26 protein-coding genes and 2 tRNA genes are annotated in these 25,639 nt (G+C 38.8%); 13 read left to right on the forward strand and 15 right to left on the reverse strand.

All coding sequences use genetic code 11. From position 1 onward, the window contains the following. Positions 1–109: 109 nt before the first annotated feature. From ABD000_RS13195 to ABD000_RS13225, 7 genes are all read right to left on the reverse strand, one after another. Positions 110–958 (reverse strand): M57 family metalloprotease, encoded by an 849-nt coding sequence (locus ABD000_RS13195; protein WP_343768463.1) that lies wholly within the window; start codon positions 956–958, stop codon positions 110–112. A gap of 150 nt (positions 959–1,108) precedes the next feature. Further along, positions 1,109–1,384, reverse strand: coding sequence for an ATP-dependent Clp protease adaptor ClpS (locus ABD000_RS13200; protein WP_343768465.1), 276 nt, complete (start codon positions 1,382–1,384; stop codon positions 1,109–1,111). Positions 1,385–1,436: 52 nt separating this feature from the next. Further along, positions 1,437–2,294, reverse strand: a complete 858-nt coding sequence (gene prmA, locus ABD000_RS13205) for a 50S ribosomal protein L11 methyltransferase (protein WP_343768468.1) — start codon at positions 2,292–2,294, stop codon at positions 1,437–1,439. Continuing rightward, the gene (gene tpiA, locus ABD000_RS13210) at positions 2,294–3,046 is read right to left on the reverse strand and encodes a triose-phosphate isomerase (RefSeq protein ID WP_343768470.1); all 753 of its coding nucleotides are present in this window, start codon (positions 3,044–3,046) and stop codon (positions 2,294–2,296) included. The genes prmA and tpiA overlap by 1 nt, the downstream gene beginning before the upstream one ends. Before the next feature lie 64 nt (positions 3,047–3,110). Next, positions 3,111–4,184 carry an ABC transporter permease gene (locus ABD000_RS13215; RefSeq protein ID WP_343768472.1) on the reverse strand — a complete coding sequence of 358 codons (1,074 nt, stop codon included), beginning with the start codon at positions 4,182–4,184 and terminating at the stop codon, positions 3,111–3,113. A gap of 1 nt (position 4,185) precedes the next feature. Then, positions 4,186–5,280, reverse strand: a complete 1,095-nt coding sequence (locus tag ABD000_RS13220; RefSeq protein WP_343768473.1) for a BT_3928 family protein — start codon at positions 5,278–5,280, stop codon at positions 4,186–4,188. A gap of 3 nt (positions 5,281–5,283) precedes the next feature. Then, a complete protein-coding gene (locus tag ABD000_RS13225; protein WP_343768475.1) occupies positions 5,284–5,826 on the reverse strand; it encodes a DUF1599 domain-containing protein in 543 nt (180 codons plus the stop codon). 101 nt (positions 5,827–5,927) lie between these two features. On the opposite strand from ABD000_RS13225, the gene folP reads away from it, so the two are divergent. The 4 genes from folP (at position 5,928) to ABD000_RS13245 (ending at position 9,647) form a co-directional block, all read left to right on the forward strand. Beyond that, positions 5,928–6,746, forward strand: coding sequence for a dihydropteroate synthase (gene folP, locus ABD000_RS13230; protein WP_343768477.1), 819 nt, complete (start codon positions 5,928–5,930; stop codon positions 6,744–6,746). Positions 6,747–6,789: 43 nt separating this feature from the next. Beyond that, positions 6,790–7,563: a diadenylate cyclase CdaA gene (gene cdaA / locus ABD000_RS13235; RefSeq protein WP_343768480.1), complete on the forward strand. Its 774-nt coding sequence runs from the start codon at positions 6,790–6,792 to the stop codon at positions 7,561–7,563. A gap of 115 nt (positions 7,564–7,678) precedes the next feature. After that, positions 7,679–8,524 (forward strand): DUF3667 domain-containing protein, encoded by an 846-nt coding sequence (locus ABD000_RS13240; protein WP_343768482.1) that lies wholly within the window; start codon positions 7,679–7,681, stop codon positions 8,522–8,524. Between the two features lie 223 nt (positions 8,525–8,747). Further along, a complete protein-coding gene (locus tag ABD000_RS13245) occupies positions 8,748–9,647 on the forward strand; it encodes a T9SS type A sorting domain-containing protein (RefSeq protein ID WP_343768484.1) in 900 nt (299 codons plus the stop codon). A gap of 55 nt (positions 9,648–9,702) precedes the next feature. On the opposite strand, the gene ABD000_RS13250 is transcribed toward ABD000_RS13245, so the two are convergent. Continuing rightward, entirely contained in the window at positions 9,703–11,469 is a 1,767-nt protein-coding gene (locus tag ABD000_RS13250) for an ABC transporter ATP-binding protein (RefSeq protein WP_343768485.1), read from the reverse strand. Between the two features lie 3 nt (positions 11,470–11,472). After that, positions 11,473–12,216, reverse strand: coding sequence for a tRNA pseudouridine(38-40) synthase TruA (truA, locus tag ABD000_RS13255; RefSeq protein WP_343768487.1), 744 nt, complete (start codon positions 12,214–12,216; stop codon positions 11,473–11,475). A 104-nt stretch (positions 12,217–12,320) separates the two neighbouring features. Between truA and ABD000_RS13260 the strand changes: the two genes are divergently transcribed. After that, positions 12,321–12,818 carry a metallophosphoesterase family protein gene (locus ABD000_RS13260; RefSeq protein WP_343768489.1) on the forward strand — a complete coding sequence of 166 codons (498 nt, stop codon included), beginning with the start codon at positions 12,321–12,323 and terminating at the stop codon, positions 12,816–12,818. A gap of 280 nt (positions 12,819–13,098) precedes the next feature. Here the strand turns inward: ABD000_RS13260 and ABD000_RS13265 are convergent, their stop codons facing one another. After that, on the reverse strand, positions 13,099–13,509 hold the full coding sequence (locus tag ABD000_RS13265) for a DUF4293 domain-containing protein (protein ID WP_343768492.1): 411 nt from the start codon (positions 13,507–13,509) through the stop codon (positions 13,099–13,101). Positions 13,510–13,701: 192 nt separating this feature from the next. Here ABD000_RS13265 and rho point away from each other — a divergent pair, with 192 nt between their 5' ends. Further along, on the forward strand, positions 13,702–15,351 hold the full coding sequence (gene rho / locus ABD000_RS13270) for a transcription termination factor Rho (RefSeq protein ID WP_343768494.1): 1,650 nt from the start codon (positions 13,702–13,704) through the stop codon (positions 15,349–15,351). A 580-nt stretch (positions 15,352–15,931) separates the two neighbouring features. Here rho and rpsT read toward each other — a convergent pair. From rpsT to proS, 4 genes are all read right to left on the reverse strand, one after another. After that, a complete protein-coding gene (gene rpsT, locus ABD000_RS13275; protein ID WP_343768496.1) occupies positions 15,932–16,183 on the reverse strand; it encodes a 30S ribosomal protein S20 in 252 nt (83 codons plus the stop codon). A 24-nt stretch (positions 16,184–16,207) separates the two neighbouring features. After that, positions 16,208–16,279: transfer RNA gene (locus tag ABD000_RS13280), tRNA-Glu, on the reverse strand. 65 nt (positions 16,280–16,344) lie between these two features. Further along, positions 16,345–16,416, reverse strand: a tRNA-Glu gene (locus tag ABD000_RS13285). A gap of 152 nt (positions 16,417–16,568) precedes the next feature. After that, on the reverse strand, positions 16,569–18,047 hold the full coding sequence (gene proS / locus ABD000_RS13290) for a proline--tRNA ligase (RefSeq protein ID WP_343768500.1): 1,479 nt from the start codon (positions 18,045–18,047) through the stop codon (positions 16,569–16,571). A 102-nt stretch (positions 18,048–18,149) separates the two neighbouring features. Between proS and ABD000_RS13295 the strand changes: the two genes are divergently transcribed. From ABD000_RS13295 to ABD000_RS13325, 7 genes are all read left to right on the forward strand, one after another. Further along, positions 18,150–19,181: a hypothetical protein gene (locus tag ABD000_RS13295; protein WP_343768502.1), complete on the forward strand. Its 1,032-nt coding sequence runs from the start codon at positions 18,150–18,152 to the stop codon at positions 19,179–19,181. A gap of 21 nt (positions 19,182–19,202) precedes the next feature. Then, on the forward strand, positions 19,203–20,759 hold the full coding sequence (locus tag ABD000_RS13300; RefSeq protein WP_343768505.1) for an OmpP1/FadL family transporter: 1,557 nt from the start codon (positions 19,203–19,205) through the stop codon (positions 20,757–20,759). A 108-nt stretch (positions 20,760–20,867) separates the two neighbouring features. Further along, a complete protein-coding gene (gene folE / locus ABD000_RS13305; RefSeq protein ID WP_343768508.1) occupies positions 20,868–21,551 on the forward strand; it encodes a GTP cyclohydrolase I FolE in 684 nt (227 codons plus the stop codon). Between the two features lie 35 nt (positions 21,552–21,586). Then, positions 21,587–23,071: a cysteine--tRNA ligase gene (cysS, locus tag ABD000_RS13310; RefSeq protein ID WP_343768511.1), complete on the forward strand. Its 1,485-nt coding sequence runs from the start codon at positions 21,587–21,589 to the stop codon at positions 23,069–23,071. An 8-nt stretch (positions 23,072–23,079) separates the two neighbouring features. Further along, entirely contained in the window at positions 23,080–23,310 is a 231-nt protein-coding gene (gene yidD, locus ABD000_RS13315; protein WP_343768514.1) for a membrane protein insertion efficiency factor YidD, read from the forward strand. 146 nt (positions 23,311–23,456) lie between these two features. Further along, positions 23,457–24,380 carry a prolipoprotein diacylglyceryl transferase gene (gene lgt, locus ABD000_RS13320; protein ID WP_343768516.1) on the forward strand — a complete coding sequence of 308 codons (924 nt, stop codon included), beginning with the start codon at positions 23,457–23,459 and terminating at the stop codon, positions 24,378–24,380. After that, on the forward strand, positions 24,380–24,868 hold the full coding sequence (locus tag ABD000_RS13325) for a DUF192 domain-containing protein (protein ID WP_343768519.1): 489 nt from the start codon (positions 24,380–24,382) through the stop codon (positions 24,866–24,868). The genes lgt and ABD000_RS13325 overlap by 1 nt, the downstream gene beginning before the upstream one ends. Before the next feature lie 2 nt (positions 24,869–24,870). Here ABD000_RS13325 and rlmB read toward each other — a convergent pair whose 3' ends face one another. Beyond that, positions 24,871–25,608 carry a 23S rRNA (guanosine(2251)-2'-O)-methyltransferase RlmB gene (rlmB, locus tag ABD000_RS13330; protein ID WP_343768522.1) on the reverse strand — a complete coding sequence of 246 codons (738 nt, stop codon included), beginning with the start codon at positions 25,606–25,608 and terminating at the stop codon, positions 24,871–24,873. Positions 25,609–25,639 lie beyond the last annotated feature (31 nt).

Raw genomic sequence — 25,639 nt, forward strand, 5'->3', positions numbered from 1 at the left:
AGTAACGAAAAAAGAGAGAATTATTGAAGGAATGTCATTCTTTTTGATGTAAAATAAAAAAAGCCCGTTTGTTCCAACGGGCTTTAACATCAACATTGAAATGAGAAGTCTAATACAGGAATTGTAAGGCAATAATATCATTATTGTTAAACTCTCCATCTTCATTGTTACTAAAACAAGCTAGCATTACCGAAGTTGGGTCAAAACCATTTGGTGTACCGGGAATATAATTAACGTCCCCGCCTTCATTCACATTTTGACCACAGCTTTGACGACTAAACCAGTCTGTATGTCTAAATCCTACAGAGTGTCCCACTTCGTGAGTGATTACATGCTCAATGACATTGGTGTCAAGATTACCTAAACCGTAGATCTGCACAAACTTAAAAGGATTTCCATTACTTGGGAAACCAGCACTACCACCAGAACCGGATTGGTTAGGATTGCGGTATACGACCATGTCCTTACTTTGCCAGTCTGTACCAAAAGTTAACGTAAAGCTTATTGAGACCCCGCTAAGACGGTTATAATTATTCACCGCCCATTGTAACGCAGTTCGCTCTTTACTGGATAGTCCTTGACCTCCACCCCCGGTGAATCCTATGATACTTATATTTCTTCCCTGACTTACTAAAGGCGTAGTACTATATTGCCTACCCCCTTCTTGAACTCCATGCTCTTTATGAAAGGCTTGTAATTCAGTTTCGGTCATGAAAACATCTTCTTCAACCATTAGGCGCTCTTCACTAGAGCCATCTGGATAATAAAAGGTATCATATTTTACAAAATCCTGATTGAGACCAATGTCATCAATCATGGTTTTGATATCCTGAGAGACTTCCTTCTCTAAGGCGTTGATCTCATCTTGGTTCTCATTTACTTCGTCTTTAGAACAAGACATAACGATGGCGGATAACGCCAAGCAGCTGAGTACTGCTTTTACATTAATCATTTTCATATTATTGTGATTAGTGTTATGACAATATTGTCGTGAATAAAATTAGACACTAATTGTATATAAAAATGTATTTAAGCGTTAAAATTTATCTTTTCATAGATAATTTAACATTTTAAATAAAGTAATTAATTGAAAATCAACAGATTAAAACTAGACGATCTCTGCATTAATTCCTGCTTCCAAGATTTTAGTGCAACGCGGCTTAAGATCTTCAAAATCTCCCGTTTTTACAGCGCATTTGCCTTTGTAGTGAATGAGTAAGGTACACTGCTCTGCCTGGATGGCATCATGCTCACACGTATCTATGAGTGTATTGATAACATGATCAAAGGTGTTGAAATCATCGTTGTAGACCACAATTTCATGTTGATCAATTGCTTTCTCTTTAATGGATATCTCTTCTAAAACATCTTCCTGTACACTCATAACTATAGATTAAATATCGAACAATGAAATAAAATTAGGTAAGAATGTTTAACTAACCATTTCTTTTTGAAAATTTAACAGCAACCCAATCTTCTTTTACCAAATGTTCATCATAATGCAGTCCATCTTTTAAACAAGCTTCATTCATAAGCTCCAAATCTGCTTCATAAAATCCACTTAGATAAAGTGTTCCTCTTGTAATTAGCGTTTTTGAATACACCGGAATCTGTTCAAGTAAAATATTGCGATTAATATTCGCAATGATTGTATTATAGGTGTCGTTTTCAATAAGATCTACATCTCCTTGAATAGCGGTAATATTCTTACAGTTATTACGCTCTATATTTTCTAGTGCATTTTCATAGCACCATGTATCGATATCAATGGCTTTGATGGATGTGGCTCCTTTCATTTCAGCTAGAATAGCTAAAACTCCGGTACCACTACCCATATCCAATACACGCTTATCCTGCCAAGAATCCTTTAATATATGTTGAATCATCATATGAGTTGTAGCATGGTGACCTGTACCAAAAGACATTTTAGGTTCGATCACAATATCATATTTCGTTGTGGGAATATTGTTAAATGGCGCACGCACTGTGCATATATCGTCAACCACTATAGGATCAATATTATTTTCCCATTCCTTGTTCCAATTGACTTGTTCAATGGCTTCAGTAGTTTGAAATATGGAGAAATCTGGTGAGCTTAAAATGTGCACCTCATCCAGTAGGCTCTCGTGAATCTCTTCGGCATTAATATATCCCGTGACTCCATCATCTGTTTCAATAAAGCTTTCAAAGCCGGTTTCTCCCAATTGCGCAATAAGAATGTCCACTCCAATAGAACTTGGTAATTCACCTAGAGCTTTGACGGTAAACTGATAGGCGTGATAGGTTATACTCATTATATTGCAGCGATAATAGCTAAAAAATCTTCAGCCTTTAAAGATGCCCCACCTATAAGTCCGCCATCCACATCTGGTTTTGAAAAGATTTCTTTGGCATTTGCAGGCTTTACACTGCCACCGTACAAAATAGAAACGTGGTCTGCAATGGTTTGATCGTAAGCTTCGGCAATAGTTTTTCTAATAAAAGCGTGCATCTCCTGCGCTTGTTCTGGTGAGGCTGTTTCTCCCGTACCGATCGCCCATACGGGTTCATAGGCCAATACAATGTTCTGCCAATCATCTATGGCGATATGAAATAAGCCTTCTTTAAGCTGCGACTCAACTAGATTAAAATGGGTTTTCTTTTGTCGATCTTCCAGCTCCTCACCAAAGCAAAAAATTACCTTCATCTCTTCTTTTAAGGCTGCTGAAACTTTTTCGGCCAAGAGTTGATCTCCTTCATGAAAATAAGCACGACGTTCACTATGACCTAAAATCACCGTTTTTATTCCTACACTCTTTAACATATCTGCCGAAATCTCTCCCGTGTATGCTCCTTTACTTGCCTGATGCATATTTTGAGCCGCTACTTCAATATTCGTTGTACGAGTGAGTTCATATAAATGGTATAAGTGTGTAAAAGGTGGGGCAATGACGACCTCCGTATTTTCTTTCCTATCGTATCCTTTCATTAAGGCAGTAGTTAGAACATCTGCTTCAGAAAGGTTAGTATTCATTTTCCAGTTTCCGGCAACAATTTTCTTTCTCATAATATTGCCCGCGAAAGCGGGTATCTTTTAAAATTAGACTAAATTTAATTCTTTATTAAAGGAACTATACTCGTATCCTGGGATCAAGCCAGCCATAGATGATATCTACTAAGATATTAATTAAAATAAACATGGTTGCTATCACAAGCACAGCACCCATAATAATAGGTAAGTCCAGATTATTTAGCGCATCAACGATTTCCTTCCCCAAGCCATTCCACCCAAAAATATACTCTACAAATACCGCTCCGGCCAACATAGAGGCAAACCATCCTGAAATCGCTGTAATCACAGGATTCAATGCATTTTTTAAAGCATGACGCTGTATGATTCTAGCTTTTGATAGGCCTTTTGCTCTGGCTGTGCGAATGTAATCCTGCTGTAATACCTCGAGTAAGGAATTTCGCATTAATTGAGAGACCACGGCTAATGGTCGAATCCCTAATACAATCGCAGGCAATATTAAATTTTTAAGCCGAAGCTGATTCTCTTCACCAAAATCATCTAATTCATATAAACTCCCAGTCATATTCAGCTGTGTATATTCATGCAATACATATCCAAAAAGCCAGGCAAATAAAATGGCACTAAAGAATGACGGAAGACTCATCCCAAGCGTACTTACCAACTGAATCAAGCGATCAATCCATTGATCTTTATATAAAGCCGAAAAAATGCCCAACAATACGCCCAATACCATGGCTACGCAAATAGCACTTACTGCGAGTAAGGCTGTATTGGGCAAGGTATCGCCAATAACTGCCGTTACACTTTTTCCTTTTTTTTGAAACGACTCTCTTAAATAAGGTATTTTTAACGCAACTGTAGTTCCTGAACTAGTAAATAGTGGGATCGCATTGTATTTTTCTCTATCCAAATACGTGTAAGACTCCTGCTCTGCCGAATGAAACGAAATTGGCGAGAGGTCATTGAGATAATACCCATATTGTACAAAAACAGGTTGATCAAACCCGTACTTTGCGCGGACTTTCTGCAATTGCTCTTCGCTTTCATTTTGTCCCAACATCATTTGAGCGGGATCGCCGGGTAAGATGGTAAATAAAAAGAAGATGATCGTAACGACTCCCAATAAGGTAAGTAAGGCGTAGCCCAGTTTATATGTGATGTATTTGATCAATCTATAATTTCAATTTCTCAGCATCATTCCAATGTACTTTATCCATCACAGTTCCCTGTTCAAGCGTCATTAAAGCAGGATTTGAACGCACCATGGTTTTGAGTACTTTTTCATCTGTAGCATAAAATGTAATGTCTAAGTCATAGCGCTCCTTAAGTACATCTATCTCTTCCTGACCAGAGGCAGTTAAACCAATGATCTCATACTCCAACGCCTTTGCATTATTGATCTGCTCCACCACGCCGGGCCATCCGGGAGTTTCGGCTTTTGAGAGATCGTAGCTTAAAAGCAATAAGAGCTTCGGTTTTTCTAAAAAGGCTGCGGTGTATTGTTCTCCATTTTTCTCAATAGAAAAATCCCTGATGGGTGGTAAATATCCTTCCTCAATTAAAAAAGTTTCGACTCCTATAAACTCGCCATCCACTTCGGGATAACTCCCGTTGGTTGTAAACACTTCTTCTTCGCCATCAACCATAAAGGTCCACTCATATTCGTAAATTGCTTCTTGTGCATCTGGCGGCACCTTCATATTTTCAGCAATATTAGACCCTATTTTATACGCTCTAAAATCAATCACAGGTAAATGCATCAACACGTAATAGCCTAATGCCATGCATAGAATAGTCGCTGCAAAAACAATCCATTTATGAGAAGCAGGCACTAAAATGGGGTTGATGTACTTCTGTTTTACAACCAATATCACAATGAGCCCCAATAGAATAATGTCTTTGTAAAAGGATTGCCAAGGGGTTAAGGGGATGGCGTCCCCAAAGCAACCACAATCAGTCACTTTTTCAAAATACGCCGAAAAAAATGTTAAGAAGGTGAAAAAGACTATCATGAGCAAAAGACTAATAAGTGTAAACTTTTTAGCATAGCCTAGCAATAGCATAATCCCAACTAAAATTTCAAAGATGACCAGTACAACGGCAATGGCTAGCGCAAACGGAATTAAAAACTCCAATCCCAATACATCTGCGCTAAAATATTCCTGTAGCTTGTAAGAGAAACCTAAAGGGTCATTAAGTTTGATGAATCCACTAAAGATGAATAGCACCCCAACAAAAAGCCTTGCAAAATTGACTAGTCCCCTCATATCCTATTTTTCTGCTTCAAGGTGAATCATTGCAAATACCGCATAATTAATCATATCCTGATAATTAGCATCTATTCCCTCACTCACCAAAGTTTTTCCCTGATTATCTTCAATTTGTTTTACACGCAATAACTTTTGCAAAATAAGGTCTGTCAAAGAACTTACTCGCATATCACGCCAGGCTTCACCATAATCATGATTTTTATCCAGCATAAGTTGCTTGGTTTTGGTAATCTTTTCATCATATAATGAGAGTGCTTCCTCAGCAGATAAATCGGGTTTCTCCACAATTCCTTTTTCCAGTTGAATGAGCGCCATGACAGAATAATTGATAATCCCAATAAATTCTGACGCCGCTCCTTCGGCAACTTTTTGTTCTTTATTTTGTTGTAGACCTCTAATGCGTTGTGCTTTGATAAATATCTGATCCGTTAGGGATGGCAGGCGTAAAATGCGCCATGCGGTTCCATAATCGGTGGTTTTGTTTTGAAACAAGGTTCTGCATTGTTCAATCACCGCATCATATTGACGAGAGGTATCTTGCATAAAAGACGTATTTTTCAGGAAAATTTTTAAACTTCTGAACTGGCAAGGTAAAAAATGCTTACCAGTTAGAAAACAGAACTCCTATTGAATTTTGACCTATCATGACAATTAATTGCGCGGGTACGTTAGTCGATTTAACAACTCCTAAAATAATGGGGATTCTAAATCTTACACCAGATTCATTTTATGATGGTGGTAAGTATAGGGATAAGAATAGTATGATTCATCAAGTCAATCGAATGCTCTTTGAGGGTGCTACATTTATTGATGTAGGAGCATACAGCAGCAGACCGGGAGCAGATCATATCTCTGCAGATGAAGAACTAAAACGCATCGTCCCTATTGTTACCATGCTCAAGGATTATTTTCCTAATGCCATACTTTCCATAGACACGTTTCGAAGCACTGTTGCTGCCGAATGTATTGCAGCAGGTGCCGCAATGATCAATGATATTTCTGCGGGAAATTTAGATGGTCACATGATGGAAACCATAGCGAAACATAAGGTACCTTATATTATGATGCACATGCGGGGCACCCCACAAACCATGAAGGAATTAACCCATTATGAAGATTTGCTTAAGGAAATGATGTATTATTTTTCTGAAAAAGTGGCTAAAGCAACTCAGCTGGGAATCAACGACCTCATCATTGACCCGGGATTTGGATTTGCCAAAACAATTGAACAAAATTTTCACCTGCTTAAATACCTGGATTATTTTAAGGCATTAAAATTACCTTTACTTGTTGGACTCTCCCGAAAGAGTACCATATATAAGACACTTGATATCTCACCAGATGACGCCCTCAATGGCACGACCGTCTTAAATGCCATAGCCTTGGATCGAGGAGCATCCATCTTAAGAGTTCACGATGTCAATGAAGCCGTTCAATGCGCTAAATTGATCAGCAATATTTGAATATGAGTGTGCAACCACCTATTTTTACACAAACCAACCGCCTTTGGACTTTTTAGAACTTAGAATTCTTGATATTATCGACATCATCTTTGTGGCGGTGTTGCTATACTACATCTACAAGCTGGTTAAAGGCACAGCAGCGATCAATATTTTTATTGGGATTGTCATCATTTATTTAATTTGGAAGCTTACCCAACTGCTTCAAATGCAGATGTTGAGTAGCGTATTAGGTGAATTCATCGGTGTAGGAATGTTCGCTTTGATTGTGGTATTTCAACAAGAGATTAGAAAGTTTTTACTCATGATTGGCTCCACCAATCTTGCCTCAAAAGATGGACTCTTTAAATCGTTTAAATTCTTTAACAGCGCAACCGAAACCATCAATAACATCCCTATCATTATTTCAGCCTGTGAAAAGCTGGCGCAAACCAAGACAGGAGCCTTAATGGTCATTAAGCGCAATACCAAATTGGATTTTGTGAAAGACACAGGGGATAGCATGAATGCCGAAGTAAACCAACCCATCCTAGAAGCCATCTTTTATAAAAATAGTCCGCTGCATGATGGCGCCGTGATCATAGAAGATAATAAAATTACTGCTACACGTGTGGTACTTCCATTATCCAGCGACCGAAACATTCCTGCGCGTTTTGGATTACGTCATAGAGCTGCTATTGGGATTACAGAACGAACCGATGCAGTCGCATTGATTGTTAGTGAAGAAACGGGGCAAATCGCTTACATTAAAAATGGTCGATTTGTAACATACACCTCAACTCAACAACTTATTGAAAAGCTAAAGACTGATTTATCTTGATGAACTAGTCCTCCTTCGCCAAGACTTTAGTGAATAAATAAGAATAGCATATTTTGAGAATAAAAGCAATTATTATTAAATCTTATTCAACTACAACATCATTCATTTCTAGATTATGAAAAGCTGTAAGAACTGTTCCACCACTTTTCAAGAACAATTTGATTTTTGCCCTGCCTGTGGCGCGCGGTATATTGACTTTAGAATTACCCCGAAGAATTTGTGGGAAGATTTTGCCGATCGTTTCCTCAACTTGGAAAATAGCTTTTTAAAAACGTTTATCGCCATGTTTATTAAGCCTGAAGATGTGATCGGCAGCTACATTAATGGAACCAGAAAACGGTATTTGACAGCCTTTAGTTATTTTGCGATTTCAGCTACTATCGCAGGTTTATATTCATGGGTTATACTGAATTATTTTCCAGATTATATGACTGCAGGATCAGAATTTTTCGACACCGGCCCTGAAGAACTAAAGGAGAAGCAAATTGAAACAACTTCCAATTTGGTCAAATTCATGACCGATTACACCGCAGTAGTTTCTTTTTTAACTATTCCTATTCTAGCCTTGATCTCGAAAGTAGTTTTTTGGAAAGGAAAAGGGTATAATTATATCGAACATTTTGTTATTTACCTTTATTCTTATTCGCATATCGCAATGATAACCTATGTCTGTGCGGTATTTGCAGCGTTCGCATTACCTCCAAATATTTATATGTGGGTCAGTCCCGTTTTCTCTCTAATCTATCTTATCTATCACATTTATATACTAAAACGACTATTTGAACTAAGTAAAGCTGAAATGGTACTCAAAACACTTATTTTCTTTATCGTAGGTGGAATTCTATTAGCAGCAGTCATGGCACTAATAATTATAATCCTGATTAAAATTGGATTCTATGACGAAATATGGGAAGCAGCCCGCCAACAAGCCGAAGCTGCTAAAGCGGCAAAGGGTAGTTAAACCTCCTCTTCTGCCATAAATTGAACTTCGTATAAATTGCGGTAATAGCCATCAATTAATGTAATAAGTCATATATAAAATATAAGCCGGAAAGTTTAACAATTTGATTTCTAATTATCAAATTACAATCAGACTTGAAAATTGTTCACCTTAAATTAACACCATAATCTGATATTTTGGATTTTTAATTCATAAATTTAAATTAACATTAAAACATATAATTATGAAAAATCAACTACAAAAGAGCAGATTAGCATATTTAGTTTGCCTCTTTTCAATGACCACAGTTGCCCAAATTGGATCAACTACCTCTAAATGTTCAATAAATGGCCCAAGTTCAATTGAGGAAAATCAAAGTGTAACCTACAGTATAACTTCGGCCAACGGTAGCAGTTATTTCTGGTCGGTTACCGGAGGGTTGTCAATTGTTGGAAGTAATAGTTCTTCCTCGGTCCAAGTACAGGGAACAAATGAAGGAACTGGAAAAGTCTGTGTTACGCGTTTTAAAAATGGACAAGTACCTTGCTGTACGTGTAATACAGTAGCTATTGAACCTCCTTGTGTTGAACCAGATTCAATAACCTGGATACAAGATATATCCATTCCGTATTGTATGGGTGATATTTTAGAGTTTAATGCTATTTTATTACCCTCTGATGCACCAGGCACCTACAGTTGGAGTATCACGAACAACTATAATACAACACAAATAATAGGTCCTACTAATACCAGCAATTTAAAAGTACAAAGCTCACCTATCCCTGGAGATGGTCTTGTTGTCAACCTAACATTTACATCTTCTTGTCCTTCAGGAAAAGTTGTTACCTACAGCGATTTTGCGAGATATAATGAATCTCCTGGCGAATGCCCTCCTGCAAGATCTAATATTACCAAATATTATCTATCACCAAATCCTTCTAGAAATTTTCTTAATATTTCAACTTTAGGAAAGGATGATAATTATGAAAATACAGTTGAAATATTTTCTTCTTCAGGAGAATCCGTTCTTAAGTCAAATGATCTAGAAAATATAAATGTCTCAGAATTGAAAAAAGGAATTTACTTTATCCAAATAATTTCTGATCAAAAAGTAATCGAAACCTTGAAGTGGATAAAAGAATAACGAGAAACTTTATATAGCGTAAACTAAAGCACTAGATTTTTTTCTGGTGCTTTTTTTAAACCTCCTCTTCTGCCATAAATTGAACTTCATATAAATTACGGTAGTAGCCATCATCCTGTTGAAGGAGTTGCGTATGCGTGCCCGATTCTACAATTTTACCTTGGTCCATGACGATAATTTTATCGGCTTTTTTAATGGTCGCTAATCGATGTGCAATAACAATAGAGGTTCTTCCTTGTGTAATCTTATCTGTCGCATCCTGGATCAACTGTTCACTGTAACTATCTACCGATGAGGTCGCTTCATCCAAAATTAAAATACTTGGATTACTCACATATGCCCGTAAAAAAGCAATCAACTGTCTTTGCCCGCTTGAGAGCATGACTCCGCGTTCTTTGACGTTGTACTCATACCCGCCGGGTAAGCTGGCAATAAATTCATGTACTCCAATTTCTTTAGCAGCGGCAGTAACTTGCTCTATTGTAATTTCAGGATGGTTAAGGGTAATATTAGCTAAGATGGTATCTGCAAATAAAAAGACATCTTGTAGCACGATGGCAATCTGGCCGCGTAAGGAGTCGAGGGTGAATTTTTTGATGTCAGTTCCATCAATGGAGATGACTCCGCCGTCAATTTCATAAAAACGATTCAAAAGATTGATGACCGTACTTTTTCCGGCACCGGTAGAACCTACGATAGCAATAGTTTGACCGGCTTCAGCAGTGAACGAAATTCCTTTGAGCACTTCCTCGTCTTGCACATAGCTAAATCGAACTTTATTAAATTCGATACGTCCTTTAATATCTTCCGCTACAGCGGTACCGGTATCTGCAATAAAGGATTCGGTTTCTAATATTTTAAACACACGATTAGTCGCTACCATCCCCATTTGGAGTGTATTGAACTTATCGGCAATTTGGCGCAAAGGTCTAAACAGCATCTGTATCAACTGGATGAACATCACAATAATCCCCAGTGAAAGGAGGTCATTTTCTACAGCCCTCAATCCCCCAAACCAAGTCACTAAACCTATAGTTACCGAGGTGGACATTTCTGCAATAGGAAAGAAAATTGAGTTATACCACACGGTTTTAATCCAGCCCTTACGATGCTTAGCGTTGATTTCTTTAAAACGGTCAAACTCGGTATCCTCACGGGCAAAAATTTGTACGATCTTCATCCCCGTGATACGCTCTTGCACAAAAGAATTAAGGTTGGCAACCTCATTACGTACCATCTCAAACGCCACTTTCATTTTTTTTTGAAATATACGTGTCGCGTATAGTATAAAGGGAAGTACTGCAAAGACTAATAAGGATAGTTGCCAGCTTTTATAGAGCATAACTCCTACAATCACTGCCATTTTGAGTAAATCTGCGATGATGGTAAAAAGTCCCTGACTAAAGATTTGTGAAATAGTTTCGATATCACTCACGGCTCTGGTCACCAAACGACCTACTGCTGCTTTATCATAATATTGCATCTTAAAACTAAGCATCTTATTGAACAAGCGCACTCTAATATCTCTAATCACCTCTTGCCCTAGCCAACTGGCAAAGTAGATAAAACAAAACTGAAAAATCACCTCTAACAGCAACACCCCAAACATAAGCAAGACGTAAGTGAGTAACATCTCACTGTCTTTAGGCACGATGCTTTGATTGATTGCTTTTTCTAATAATAAAGGGTTTACCACGGCCAAAGCAGCCAACAATACTGCCGAAAATGCTACAAAATAGTATGTGCCACGATAGGGTCGCGTATAACGCAATAACTGCCTAAACAACTTAAAATCAAATGCACTTCCTTGAGTTTCTGCCATGAATTATAGATACAAATGAGTGGGATACTCAATCTTGGTCAAATATAAGCCATGTGCAGGGACTGAGCTGCCCGCTTGGCTTCTATTTCTACTTTTTATAATTTGGTGCAATTCATCCGGGCTTGTTTTACCCGTTCCAACATTTACTAATGTCCCAACGATCGCACGCACCATATTGCGCAAAAATCTATTGGCTGTAATTGTAAATACAAGACAATGATCAATAGCTTCCCAGTGAGCCGCAGTGATCGTACAATCATACGTTTTTACATCTGTCTTGACTTTAGAGAAACACTTAAAATCGGTATACTCTGGTAAAATTTGTGCAGCCTCATTCATACGTTTGACATCCAAATCTTTACGAACATACCAAGAGCTATTGACTCTAAATGGATCTTTTATTACGTTAATGTGATACTCGTAAGTTCTGGCTTTAGCATCAAAACGCGCGTGTGCCTCATCGTTTACCGGTACAATGTCAAAAACGGCGATAGATTTAGGTAGTAATGAATTAAGCTTATACACTAATTCCTCTTCAACCAATGTACGTGATGTATCAAAATGAGCGATATAATCAGTAGCGTGAACACCCGTGTCCGTTCTTCCGGCACCGGTTATACTTACTTTTTCGCCTAAAATGGTCTCAAAACTCTCCTCTAACATTTGCTGTATTGTGGGAACATTTGGCTGTCGTTGCCATCCAAAAAACGAACTCCCTTCATACCCTAACCGAATAAAATAACGCACGCTAATAAATTTATTTCAAAGATACCCAATCAAAAATGCATGAATAGATAAATAAAACTGAAATTTTAAGGACGAATCTAGTGAGTAGTTTAATTTTGATGCGCATGAAGAAGATTCTACTACTCAGTGACACGCATAGTCATATTGATGATCGTATTCTAGCTTACGCAGAAGCAGCTGATGAAGTCTGGCACGCGGGAGACATAGGTAATGTGATCGTTACCGACGAACTTCAAAAAATCAAGCCGTTGAAAGCAGTCTTTGGTAATATTGATAATCACGAAATCCGGAAGGAATTTCCGCTACATCAACGCTTTTTGTGTGAAGGAGTAGACGTTTGGATTACGCATATTGGTGGTTACCCAAAGCGTTACTCACCGGCGATTCGCGATGAAATAAATAAAAATCCCCCTGATCTTTTTATCTGCGGTCATTCTCATATTTTAAAGGTCATGCCTGATCAGAAACTAGATCTGCTGCACATGAATCCGGGGGCTGCCGGTAAACACGGATTTCATAACGTTCGCACCATGTTACGCTTTAGCATCGATCAAAAAGAGATTAAAAATCTTGAGGTGATTGAGCTTGGTAAAAGAGGTTAATTGGTGAGTAGGAGAATTGTAGTATGATAAAGATTACTTAGTTAACTTCACTTTGAAAACGAATTAACTCGCTCTCCCTTTAGTCTTCAACGATGAAGCAATGGGGTTGAAAAGGAGGAAGCGGGTTGGGCTGATTCAAAATTGTTTACGATTTTATATGATAAGACCCCGCATTACTGCGCGGTTAGCAAAATCACGCCAATCAAAGATTGACTATTTTGCTAAAAAAAGCCCTTTGAATTAATCCAAAGGGCTTACGCACAAAATTTACTAGTTAGGTTTATCGAAATCGATCTGCAGATTTTACGAGTGCTTCATCCTTCATGATAGCCTTGTTTGACAAGACCAATAAAACGATAGAAACAATAGGAATCAACATCCCAATACCTTTCTCAGAAATACGCATTTCTCCAGGTAGCATTAGCGACCAATACACAAAAAATCCTAGTAAAGTAACGTTCAATAGGATATTTAGACGATTCAATACAAATTGAGTCTGTCGTCGTTTAAATAATAAGATTGCCACGACTGCAAAAAAAGCGCTGATAAAAAAAGCGCCTAAAACTAATGGCTCATCGATAGCATAAATTTCTTTACCGGTACTGTCTCTCCATAATGCAACAGCAAAAGGCATTCCCGCATTAAGCGTTGCAACTAGTAAAAGATAGACAGATTGTATACGTTGTATCATAATAACGCACGCAAAAATAATGTATTCTTTTTATTTGAGAAGGGATATAATTAAAATAAAGTCGTATAATTGCAAGAATAATAAGTAACCTACTGACCATCGGGTTCTTATTTCTTCGAAATAGACGAATACTTCTCTTCTAGATTTAGAATTCATTTTTACACCATATAAAATATAATCGTAAACATATCCATGTTAGAAATTGCTGAATTAAAAGCGAAAAAGCTTCCTGAGCTTCAAGAAATTGCTAAAACCTTTGAGGTCCCTAAATATCGATCGTTAAAAAAATTAGATCTTATCTATAAAATCTTAGATCATCAGGCAGAAAATCCTCAAAAAGTAAAAGAACTTCCCGCAGACCTGGTCGCTGATAAAGCAGCCGATAAACCTGCACCAAGATCAAATCAAAAAAGTCAAGCACGTAAGCCCGCACCCCAAAAAAAGCAGGATCAAAAGCAAGACAAAAAACAAGAACACTCTTCAAAAGGTGATGATCGACAAAGTAAAGATCAAAGCAAAGACCAAAAAAACGATCGCAAAGACAATCGCAATCAGCAAAAAGATCAGCGCAAAGATCAAAAAGACGACCGCAAGGATAATCGCAAAGACCAGAAGGATAATCGAAATAGCAATAAGGGTAACGGCAATAACAACAACAACCGCAATCAGCAAAAAAACTCTGGTAACAGAGACAATAGAAATCGCTACCGTGAACCAGATTACGAATTTGATGCCATCATTGAAAGTGAAGGCGTTTTAGACGTAATGCAAGATGGATACGGGTTTTTAAGATCAAGTGATTACAACTATTTATCATCACCAGATGATATTTATGTATCTCAATCTCAAATTAGATTATTTGGACTAAAAGTAGGAGATACCGTATTAGGACAAGTACGCCCACCTAAAGAAGGAGAAAAGTATTTTCCACTTATTCGGGTAAATAAAATTAATGGAATGGATCCGCAAGTCGTTCGCGATCGTGTGGCTTTTGAACATTTGACTCCTTTGTTCCCAAAAGAAAAATTTAATATTGCTGATCGTCAAAGCACCCTTTCTACCAGAGTGATGGATTTATTCGCTCCTATTGGCAAAGGACAGCGTGGTATGATAGTATCTCAACCTAAAACTGGTAAAACGGTTTTATTGAAAGACATTGCAAACGCCATTGCCGCGAACCATCCTGAAGTATATCAAATCGTACTGTTAATTGACGAACGTCCTGAAGAAGTTACCGACATGCAACGTAATGTGCGTGGTGAAGTAGTTGCTTCTACCTTTGACAAAGAACCGCACGAACACGTACGCATCGCAAATATCGTCTTAGAAAAAGCAAAACGTTTGGTAGAATGTGGTCACGATGTAGTGATCTTACTAGATTCTATTACGCGTTTGGCCAGAGCATATAATACGGTACAACCTGCCAGTGGTAAGGTATTGAGTGGTGGTGTGGATGCCAATGCGCTACACAAACCTAAACGCTTTTTTGGCGCTGCGCGGAATATCGAAAACGGTGGATCGCTCTCTATTATTGCAACTGCATTGACCGATACAGGTTCTAAAATGGACGAAGTGATTTTTGAAGAATTTAAAGGAACCGGTAACATGGAACTTCAATTGGATCGTAAAATCGCCAATCGAAGAATTTATCCTGCGATCGATCTTACCTCATCCAGTACACGTCGTGATGATCTGTTATTGGATGAAACCACCCTGCAACGCATGTGGGTGTTACGTAAATATCTAGCAGACATGAATCCTGTGGAAGCCATGGAATTCATCCAAGAACGCATCAAACAAACCCGAAATAACGAAGAGTTTTTGATCTCCATGAATGGGTAGGAACATTAGGTAATAATAATGTAAAGTCGTTTCAATGTTGAAACGACTTTTTTATTTTAGAACGTTAATCGTGCATTTCTGCTGGATTAATTCAACTACATAAGTTGAATGTGTTCCGTAGAACCTTTTCTTCCCAACGTTAAGAAAAAAGGAAACCGTCTCAAAAGAATTCTCATTGATATCTTGTCACTCCCGAACCATCGGGAGGGCCAGCTAAATAAGCTAATGACCAGCCATCCAAAAAACTTCGACAGGCTTAGTTTGACAGCAAAAAGCACTTTTGAGAAAGCTTCTAATTCAACCGACCCAGTTGAATGCATAGGGTTGCAACTTCTCAGCTAAACGTTATGAAAAAAAGATCCCGCATTTCTGCGGGATTAATTCAATCAGCACTATCGAAGTTACTGCTAGACTTTTCTAATGTAGATTTCAAAAAAAGAGATCCCGCATTTCTGCGGGATTAATTCAATCAACTTAGTTGAATGCGCCGCTTTGCGGCTTTTCAACTAAGGATTTCATTAACGAAAAAACTCCTTCCACCGTAGTGAAAGGAGTACATTTTTTAAAACAAAGTACCTACTTAAAGTGCAGCTACGTGCTTTGCTAAACCAGATTTGATATTAGCCGCTTTGTTATCGTGAATCACGTTATTCTTAGCCAGTTTATCTAACATAGAATATACTTCAGGTAACTGCTTAAGTGCTTCATTCTTATCTGCAGTATCCTTTAGCTTACGTACTGCATTACGCGTAGTCTTATGCTGATAACGATTTCTGGTGCGTTTCGTCTCATTGCTACGAATTCTCTTTAATGCTGACTTATGATTTGCCATAATTCTTTGTGTTACTTCTTGTTGTAGTCCGTAGGGGAATCGAACCCCTGTTACCAGGATGAAAACCTGGCGTCCTAACCCCTAGACGAACGGACCATTGTTATGTCTTGAAATTATATTCTCAACCTATTCAGAAAAAAACAATCTTTCGACTATTTTAGTAGTCCGTAGGGGAATCGAACCCCTGTTACCAGGATGAAAACCTGGCGTCCTAACCCCTAGACGAACGGACCATAATGCCTTTGAGAACTTAAACAGACTCTTTTAAAGCGGATGCAAAAATACAACTATTTTTCAATGTCGCAAATAGCCCAATTATTTTTTTTAGTGATTCCCTAAAACTTAACAAATATTAGACCTGTTCGATGAAGATGAATTATTTAAATCAATAGGCTTTAGCAAATAATACGCGCTGTGAAGAAGGTTTTGCGGTAAGTACACAGCTACCCGCCTCCTCTTTCGTATCTAAGGGAATACATCTAATCGTTGCCTTGGTAAGGTCTTTAATTTTTTGTTCGGTTTCTTTTGTTCCATCCCAATGTGCAGAAACAAAACCACCCTTTGTATTTAAAACTTCTTTGAATGCCTCAAAATCATCTACTGCTGTGATATGATTTTCTCTAAAGTCCAACGCTTTTTGGTAAATATTGTCTTGAATCTCCACCATGAGCTGCTTCACTTTTTCAACTACTTCATTCTTGGGTACAAATTCCTTTGTCAATGTATCTCTGCGTGCAAGTTCTACAGTTCCTTTTTCTAAATCTTTTGGTCCAATAGCAATGCGAACAGGTACTCCTTGTAATTCATATTGCGCAAACTTCCACCCCGGCTTATGTGTATCTCTGTCATCATACTTGACACTTATTCCCTCTTTTTTAAGGTCTACAGCAAGTTGGTTCGCCACCTTGGATATCTCTTCCAGTTGATCTTCACCGCGATAAATAGGTACAATAGCTACTTGAATGGGAGCTAATTTTGGTGGTAATACCAATCCCAGATCATCACTATGTGTCATTATTAGGGCTCCAATGAGTCGCGTAGTTACTCCCCAGGAGGTTGCCCATACATGTTCTAATTTTCCTTCTTTTGATGCAAATTTCACGTCGAATGCCTTGGCGAAATTCTGTCCTAAAAAATGTGAGGTTCCCGCCTGCAGGGCCTTTCCATCTTGCATTAAAGCCTCAATAGTATACGTGTCATCTGCCCCTGCGAAACGTTCATGCTCTGTTTTTACTCCTTTTATGACCGGCATTGCCATAAATTCTTGTGCAAATTGAGCATATACCTCCTGCATTTGCTGCGCTTCTTGGATCGCTTCGGCTTTAGTAGCGTGAGCTGTGTGACCTTCCTGCCACAGGAATTCTGCAGTGCGCAAAAATAAACGCGTACGCATTTCCCACCGCACGACATTTGCCCACTGATTGATGAGAATAGGTAAATCCCTGTAGGATTGAATCCATGTTTTATAGGTATTCCAGATGATTGCTTCAGAGGTTGGACGAACCACAAGTTCTTCTTCTAATTTAGCTTCGGGATCAACGATAAGCTTTCCCTCTTTTTCAGGATCGTTTTTGAGCCTGTAATGAGTAACTACGGCACATTCTTTTGCGAAACCTTCAGCATTCTTTTCTTCGGCTTCAAACAAACTTTTTGGAACAAATAATGGAAAATAAGCATTTTGATGCCCCGTTTCTTTAAACATTCGGTCTAACTCGGCCTGCATCTTTTCCCAAATTGCATATCCGTAAGGTTTGATAACCATACAGCCGCGTACAGCAGAATTTTCGGCAAGGTCTGCTTTCACAACCAATTCGTTGTACCATTTTGAATAATCTTCACTTCGCTTTGTAAGTCCTTTACCCATTTAATAGATATTTGGCATAAATGTTGTGCCTTTGTTAATGTCCAATGTCGATTGGGCAAAACTAGTTAAATTTGTGATGTACAACAATTAAAAGCCCAGGTTATGATACCAAAAATAGACTCCAGACAATTAAAGACATTCTTATATGTTATTCTACCCACGTTCATACTTGCTTCGTGTAGCAGTAATAAAGACGTCGCTTATAAATCTGACGGGATCTACGGAACTCAAAGCCAACCTGTGGCTGCTCAAGGCGCAGCTGTACAAACAGATAGCTATTATAAAAATTACTTTGCGGAACAGTCTGCAGAAATCAATCAGGCGATTTCACAGGTAAATCCGCAACAAGAGGTTTTTACCGATGTTGAAGGATATTCTTCACGCCAAAATGATTCAATTCAAGATTATTACAATAAAGATCAAATCATCTACGAAACCGGAAACTCCGGTTGGGGTCAAAATCCTCAAAATGTCACTGTCAATGTCTATGATAACGGCTGGGGCTGGGGAGGATGGGGTCCCGGTTGGGGTGCTTGGGGTCCCGGATTTGGATGGGGCTGGGGAGGTTTTGGACCCGGCATAGGCTGGGGATGGGGCGGCTGGGGTCCCGGATTTGGATGGGGCTGGAACGCATGGGGTCCCGGATTTGGATGGGGACCTGGATTTGGATGGGGCTGGGGAGGCTTCTACGGTGCAGGATTTTATGGAGGAGGTTTTGGTCACCCGTATTATTATCAAAGAGGATTTAACCGATATAATCGAAGTAATCTCGCAGGGAATTACAGCAGATCAAACGCGACAAATCGATCCAATTATAACCGAAGCGGAAATACAAGATATAATCGCTCTTATTATTCAAGAATAAATAATGCCCGTAATGGAAATCGCTCTAACACACGTTACAACCGAAGCGGTTCAGGAAATCGTTCTGGTACATATAACAGATCATCCCGAAGCGGAAACAGAAGCGGTAATTACTCCAGATCTTCAGGTAGCCGTAGCTCTGGCAATATGAGCAGATCAAGAGGCTCCAGCAGATCCAGTGGTTCCATGAGATCTGGTGGCGGCAGCAGATCCAGTGGCGGACGCTCTGGAGGTGGATCAAGAGGAGGCTCACGCGGAGGAAGAGGATAATATTTTTGAACATCAATTCGTATGAAAATCAAACCAATAATATTAGTTGCGCTATTTTTTGGCGCAACTTTTTTTAGTGCTGCACAGGACATTACTGATGCATTGCGATATTCACAAGAAGACCTTACAGGAACCGCCCGTTTTACAGCAATGAGCGGTGCCTTTGGCGCATTAGGTGGAGACCTCTCTGCACTAAAAGTAAATCCCGCTGGGAGCGCAGTATTTTTACAAGATGCTGCTGCTATTTCGTTTAGGACATCATTTACAGATCAATCTGCGGGATATTTAGGGAATGAATCTACCGACAATCGCACTGACTTTAATTTAAGCCAGTTAGGAGCTGTCTTTATTTTTGATAATTACAATCAAAATAATGACATAAAATTTGTAGCTGGTATTACCATTGATCAAACAGCCAGTCTGGATAACGAATATGCTATTTTTGGAACTAGCGCTAATTCAATCGATCAATATTTCATTGATAGTGCCACGGGCTTCACTGTTGATGATATAGCTAGCAATGGGCAGAGCACCACCAATGCTTATCTTGAAATCGGGGATATACCAGAGTTAGGTTTTCCCGCTCAACAGGCATTCTTGGGATATGAAGGTTTTATTATTAATCCTTTTGACCCAGATGATCTTAATGAAACGAACTACGTTTCAGCTTTAGGGACTGAAAGTAATCGAGAATTTGATCAGGAATACCGTATAGATGCGAGAGGGAATATGGGAAAATTTTCGGGTAATTTAGCATTTGAATTTAGTGATACCTATTACTTAGGATTCAACTTTAATGGCCATTTCCTAAATTATGACCAGCGAACCACATACTTAGAACAAAACTCCAACCCTGGTGCAGAAACCAACTACGTAGAATTTATCAATCGTTTGGATGTTGATGGTAGTGGCTTTTCTGTACAAGTGGGTGGGATTGCTAAAATAGGAAACTCATTAAGAGCAGGTTTGGCGTATGAAAGTCCCACCTGGTGGATTTTAACCGAAAGCTTCTCACAACGATTAATTACTGCTACAGATGATGCTGCTAATCCTGATGTCATTGATTTAAACCCAAATGTAGTTACTATATTCCCTGCCTATCAAATTAGAACACCAGGTAAAACTACAGGCAGCTTAGCCTATGTCTTTGGACAAAAAGGACTTTTAAGCATTGATTACAGCTATAAAAATTATGCGAACGCAAGATTAAATTCTGATGTTTACAACGATCAATTTGAATCACCAAATATCTACGGTGAAGAAAACCGAGAAATAGAAAATACTCTACAGGCAGTTTCCGCCATACGAATTGGTGCAGAATATAGAATTGATCAATGGAGCTTAAGAGGTGGCACGCGTTATGAGCAATCTCCCTTTAAGGATGAAGATGCGGGTAGCGATCTGTATGGATTTTCGGGCGGCTTAGGATACACCTATAAGAATTTTCATTTTGATGGGAGCTATGACTTCTCTGCGCAAGATCAAAACGAACGACTTTTTCAAACAGGACTCGCAACACAAGCGAATATAGATCGTAATCAACATGCCATCACGCTCACAGTGGGTTTTGATTTTTAAGAATTGAGTGGGTATCTGTTAAAAATTTTCCGCAGTCTTAACACTTGATAAACGAACTAATCCTAATTGCCTTATCTTTGCCCCCTCAATTGTGAGATCATGAATACTATGGATACAAACATTGACAAAATACTAAGCGATATCGAAGAATTAGGAGATAACCATGTAGGAACCAGCACAGATAATCCTATGAGAGCTGATGCGTTTGAACTAAGTGATATTGAAAAAATCAACGCCATCAAAAAGGATGTTGCCCATATCATGGAAACGCTTGGACTTGACCTTACTGATGATAGTTTGAAAGGAACTCCTAATAGGGTGGCAAAAATGTTTGTTAATGAGATATTCGCTGGATTACATCCCGATCGTAAACCAAAAGCTTCGGTATTTGAGAATAAATACAAGTACGGTGAGATGTTAGTTGAAAAAAACATCACAGTATATTCTACCTGTGAGCATCACTTACTTCCAATTGTAGGCAAGGCACACGTTGCCTATATTTCTAACGGCAAGGTGATTGGTCTTTCAAAGATGAATCGTATTGTAGATTATTTTGCGAAAAGACCTCAGGTTCAGGAGCGTATGAATATGCAAATTGTACAAGAGCTTCAAAACGCATTAGGAACCAAGGATGTCGCCTGTGTGATTGATGCCAAACACCTGTGTGTAAATAGCCGGGGAATTAGAGATATTGAAAGCAGCACCGTTACCAGTGAATTTGGAGGTAAATTTAAAGAACAAGCGGTTCGAAGAGAATTTCTGGATTATATAAAACTTGACACGCAGTTCTAACGCTTCACTAATAACTTCATAATTTTACATTCTTCATGGCGCTTTTTAAAGAACAGCCGTTACAAATATACAATTCTCTTACAGGAGAAAAAGATTCCTTTACTCCTCTTGAAGAAGGATATGTTGGTATGTACGTTTGTGGCCCTACTGTATACAGCAACGTGCATCTAGGTAATGTACGTACATTTATGTCATTTGATGTGGTATTTAGATACTTAAAGCATCTAGGTTATAAAGTTCGCTATGTTCGAAATATTACAGACGCGGGACACCTTGAAAACGACGCCGAGGTTGGCGAAGATCGCATCGCTAAAAAAGCACGTTTAGAACAATTAGAGCCTATGGAAGTCGTTCAACGATACACCGTAGATTTTCATAATATCCTTAATAAATTTAATTTTCTACCGCCCAGCATAGAACCTACTGCTACCGGGCACATTATAGAACAAATAGAGATCATCAAAGAAATTATGACAAAGGGACTGGCGTATGAAGCCAATGGCTCTGTGTACTTTGATGTCAAAAAATTTAATGGTGAGGGCGGTCATTATGGTAAATTAAGCGGAAGAAATATTGAAGACCTGATCGCCAATACAAGAACGCTGGAAGGTCAACAAGACAAAAAGAATCCGCAGGATTTTGCGCTTTGGAAAAAAGCAGAACCCCAACACATTATGCGCTGGCCATCACCGTGGAGTGATGGATTCCCTGGTTGGCACTTAGAATGTACCGCTATGAGCACGAAATACCTTGGAGATCAGTTTGATATTCATGGAGGAGGAATGGATCTAAAATTCCCACATCATGAATGTGAGATTGCACAAGGAGAAGCCGCAACCGGAAAATCCCCGGTGAACTATTGGATGCATGCCAATATGCTTACCCTCAACGGGAAGAAAATGGCTAAAAGCACAGGCAACAACATTCTACCCGGCGAAATTTTTACAGGTGAGAATCCACATCTTAGCAAACCATATTCTCCATCGGTAGCGCGATTTTTTATGCTTCAGGCAAATTATAGAAGTGTGTTGGATTTTTCGGATACTGCGATTGCAGCAGCCGAAAAAGGATTTGATAAACTCATGGATGCGTTGGAACACCTGGAATTTCTTCCGACAGGAAAAACATCAGACTTCAAGGTCAAGGCATGGAAGCAGAGGTGCTATGACGCGATGAATGATGATTTTAATACACCTGTACTCATTGCAAACTTGTTTGAAGCAGTAAAAGAGATCAATAAGATTAAAGAAAGTAAAGCCAGCATTACTCAAGAGGATAAAGAGTTACTTCAAAAAACACTAGACAGTTTTGTTTTTGAAGTTTTAGGATTGACAAAAAGTACCAACGTTGCTCAAACTGATGATGATAAACTTCATGATATTATGCAACTTATCATCGATCTTAGAAATGATGCCAGATTAAAGAAGGATTTTGCTACGAGTGATAAAATTAGAGATGGACTGGAGGAAATGGGTATTACATTAAAAGATTCCCGGGAAGGGACTACTTTTGAATTATAAAAGGAAATATGGGTAAGCTCATCGCATATCCGCTTATCCTGTTGGTCAAAGGATATCAGCGATTTATCTCACCGCTAACTCCTGCAACATGCCGTTATCAGCCTAGCTGTTCCCAGTACACCCTTGAAGCACTCAAAATTCATGGAGGACTCAAAGGAGGCTATCTTTCTCTAAAGCGAATTTTTAGCTGCCATCCCTGGGGTGGATCTGGTTATGACCCTGTTCCCCCTAAAGAATAGTAGTTTCTTATAGAATCTTTTGGGTAGGTAAGGATTGTATAATTACAATTGTACAATTTTGATAAGGTGTTTCTTACTTTTAGATAGAATAGCCTCTCTCCACCACCATTTTTTCTATCTTTATCTCCTAACTATTTATTGTGCACATGATCGCTTACAAATTCACCTGGAACCCTATGGAGGGTATCGACTTGGGATTTTATACCATTCACTTTTACAGCTTGATGTTTGTTGTCGCCTTTACCCTGGGTTGGTTTTTGATGAAGCAATTTTACAAACGTGAAAATGTTGATCTGGATAAGTTAGATCCACTATTCATGTATACTGTTATTGCAACTATGTTAGGAGCCAGATTGGGTCACGTGCTGTTTTATCAAACAGAATTATTATGGGAAGATCCATTTGCGGTTCTGTTACCTATACGCACAGTACCTGAGTTTGAATTCACCGGTTTTCAAGGCCTGGCCAGTCATGGTGCAGCCATCGCAATTCCTATTGCGATGATTTATTATAGCAAGAACGTTCTAAAAAAACCGCCGCTGTGGATTCTTGACCGCATTGTCATCACAGTAGCACTTGCAGGTGTGTTCATACGTCTTGGAAATTTTTTTAATTCTGAAATGGTAGGAAAAGTAACTGATTCTCCTATTGGTGTTCAGTTTGTACAAGATGCTATTTATAAAGGAGAAGCAATGCGTTTAACCGGGGAGAAAACAGCGATCAAAGCTTACCAGGCACTCACCGATAATCCTGAATTTTCTGATCGCATCGCAGAAATTCCCTATCGCTACCCAGGACAATTAATGGAGGCCACAGGGTATATTTTCGTCTTTCTTATTTTGATGTGGATCTATTATAAAACCGAAAAAAGAAAGCATCTGGGCTTTCTCTTTGGTGCATTTCTATCGATATTGTTTACAGTCAGATTTATCGTAGAGTATTTCAAGCGTGAACAGGTAGAAGGTCGGGAAGATTGGATCCTAGGACTTAATACGGGTCAATTATTGAGTATTCCCGCGATTCTAGCAGGACTTTATTTTATGTTTAGACCGAAGAAAACGATCGAGTAATGAAATTTTCAAGCGCTTATTGGACATTAGTAGTAGTTGCTTTAACGTTTTATTCTTGTAAAGAAAAAACTGAAGCGAATGAAATACCAATTAATATTCAGTTCGAAAAAGAAGCCGAGTTGACCTTTATCAATCGAATTGGAGATACGGTAGCCACACTTAATATTGAACTGGCTGAAGATGACTACGAGCATCAAACCGGTTTAATGCACCGCAAAGAGATGAACGATGATCAGGGAATGCTGTTTGTTTTTAATGATGAGATTATACGCTCCACATTTTATATGAAGAACACTTACATTCCGCTGGATATGGTGTACCTCGACAAAGACCTGATGATAGTCGACGTTAATAAAAACACCACTCCTTTAGATGAAAATCCTATTCCTTCACGGTCGCCTTCAATGTACGTTTTGGAATTAACTGCCGGCAGTTTTGAAAAATTAGGACTACAAGCTGGAGATGAAGGAACTTTAATACGCCAGTAGGTCTATTGCCGCTGCCTTACCACTTCGTATAAAAACGCTCCACATGCCACCGACACATTTAAAGAGTTTATGTTACCTGTCATAGGTAATTTCACATTATGATCTGCCATGCTTAGTAAAGAGGAGTGAACACCTCTACCTTCGTCTCCCATAATGATTGCAGCAGGTTTTCTAAAATCAACGGTATAGAGCAAATCTTCGGTTTTTTCTGTGGCAGCTACTATGTTAATGCCGCTGGCTTTTAAATAATAGACGGCATCTTTTAAATGATCTACTTTACACACCGGAATGGTGAATATAGCACCGGCAGAAGTTTTGACCACTTCGGCATTTAAAGGAGCAGAACCGGTCTTTGGGACAATGATCGCATCCACCCCGGTACATCCTGCTGTTCTCATGATCGCACCTAAATTTCGTACATCAGTAACACCATCAAGCAATAGGAATAAGGGAGTCTTTTCCTTTTCCAATACAGCTTCAACCACCTCTTCTAATTTTCTAAACGCGACCGGAGCAATTACAGCAACCACCCCCTGATGATTATTCCCCTTAGCCAGTCTATCAAGTTTTTGTACCGGCACGACCGAAACAGCAGCAGAAGTCTGAGCAATTTTTTGCTGAATCCTTTTGATCATTCCACTATTCAAATCCTTTTGTAAGTACACTTTTTCTATAGGTCGCTCACTCTCCAATGCTTCCATCACAGAGTGTATGCCGTATATTTTTGATGTATCGCTCATATTCTATATCTGTCAAAGTACAAAAAAGCCA

The sequence above is a fragment of the Gangjinia marincola genome (genome assembly GCF_039523415.1).
Taxonomy (GTDB): Bacteria; Bacteroidota; Bacteroidia; order Flavobacteriales; family Flavobacteriaceae; genus Gangjinia; species Gangjinia marincola.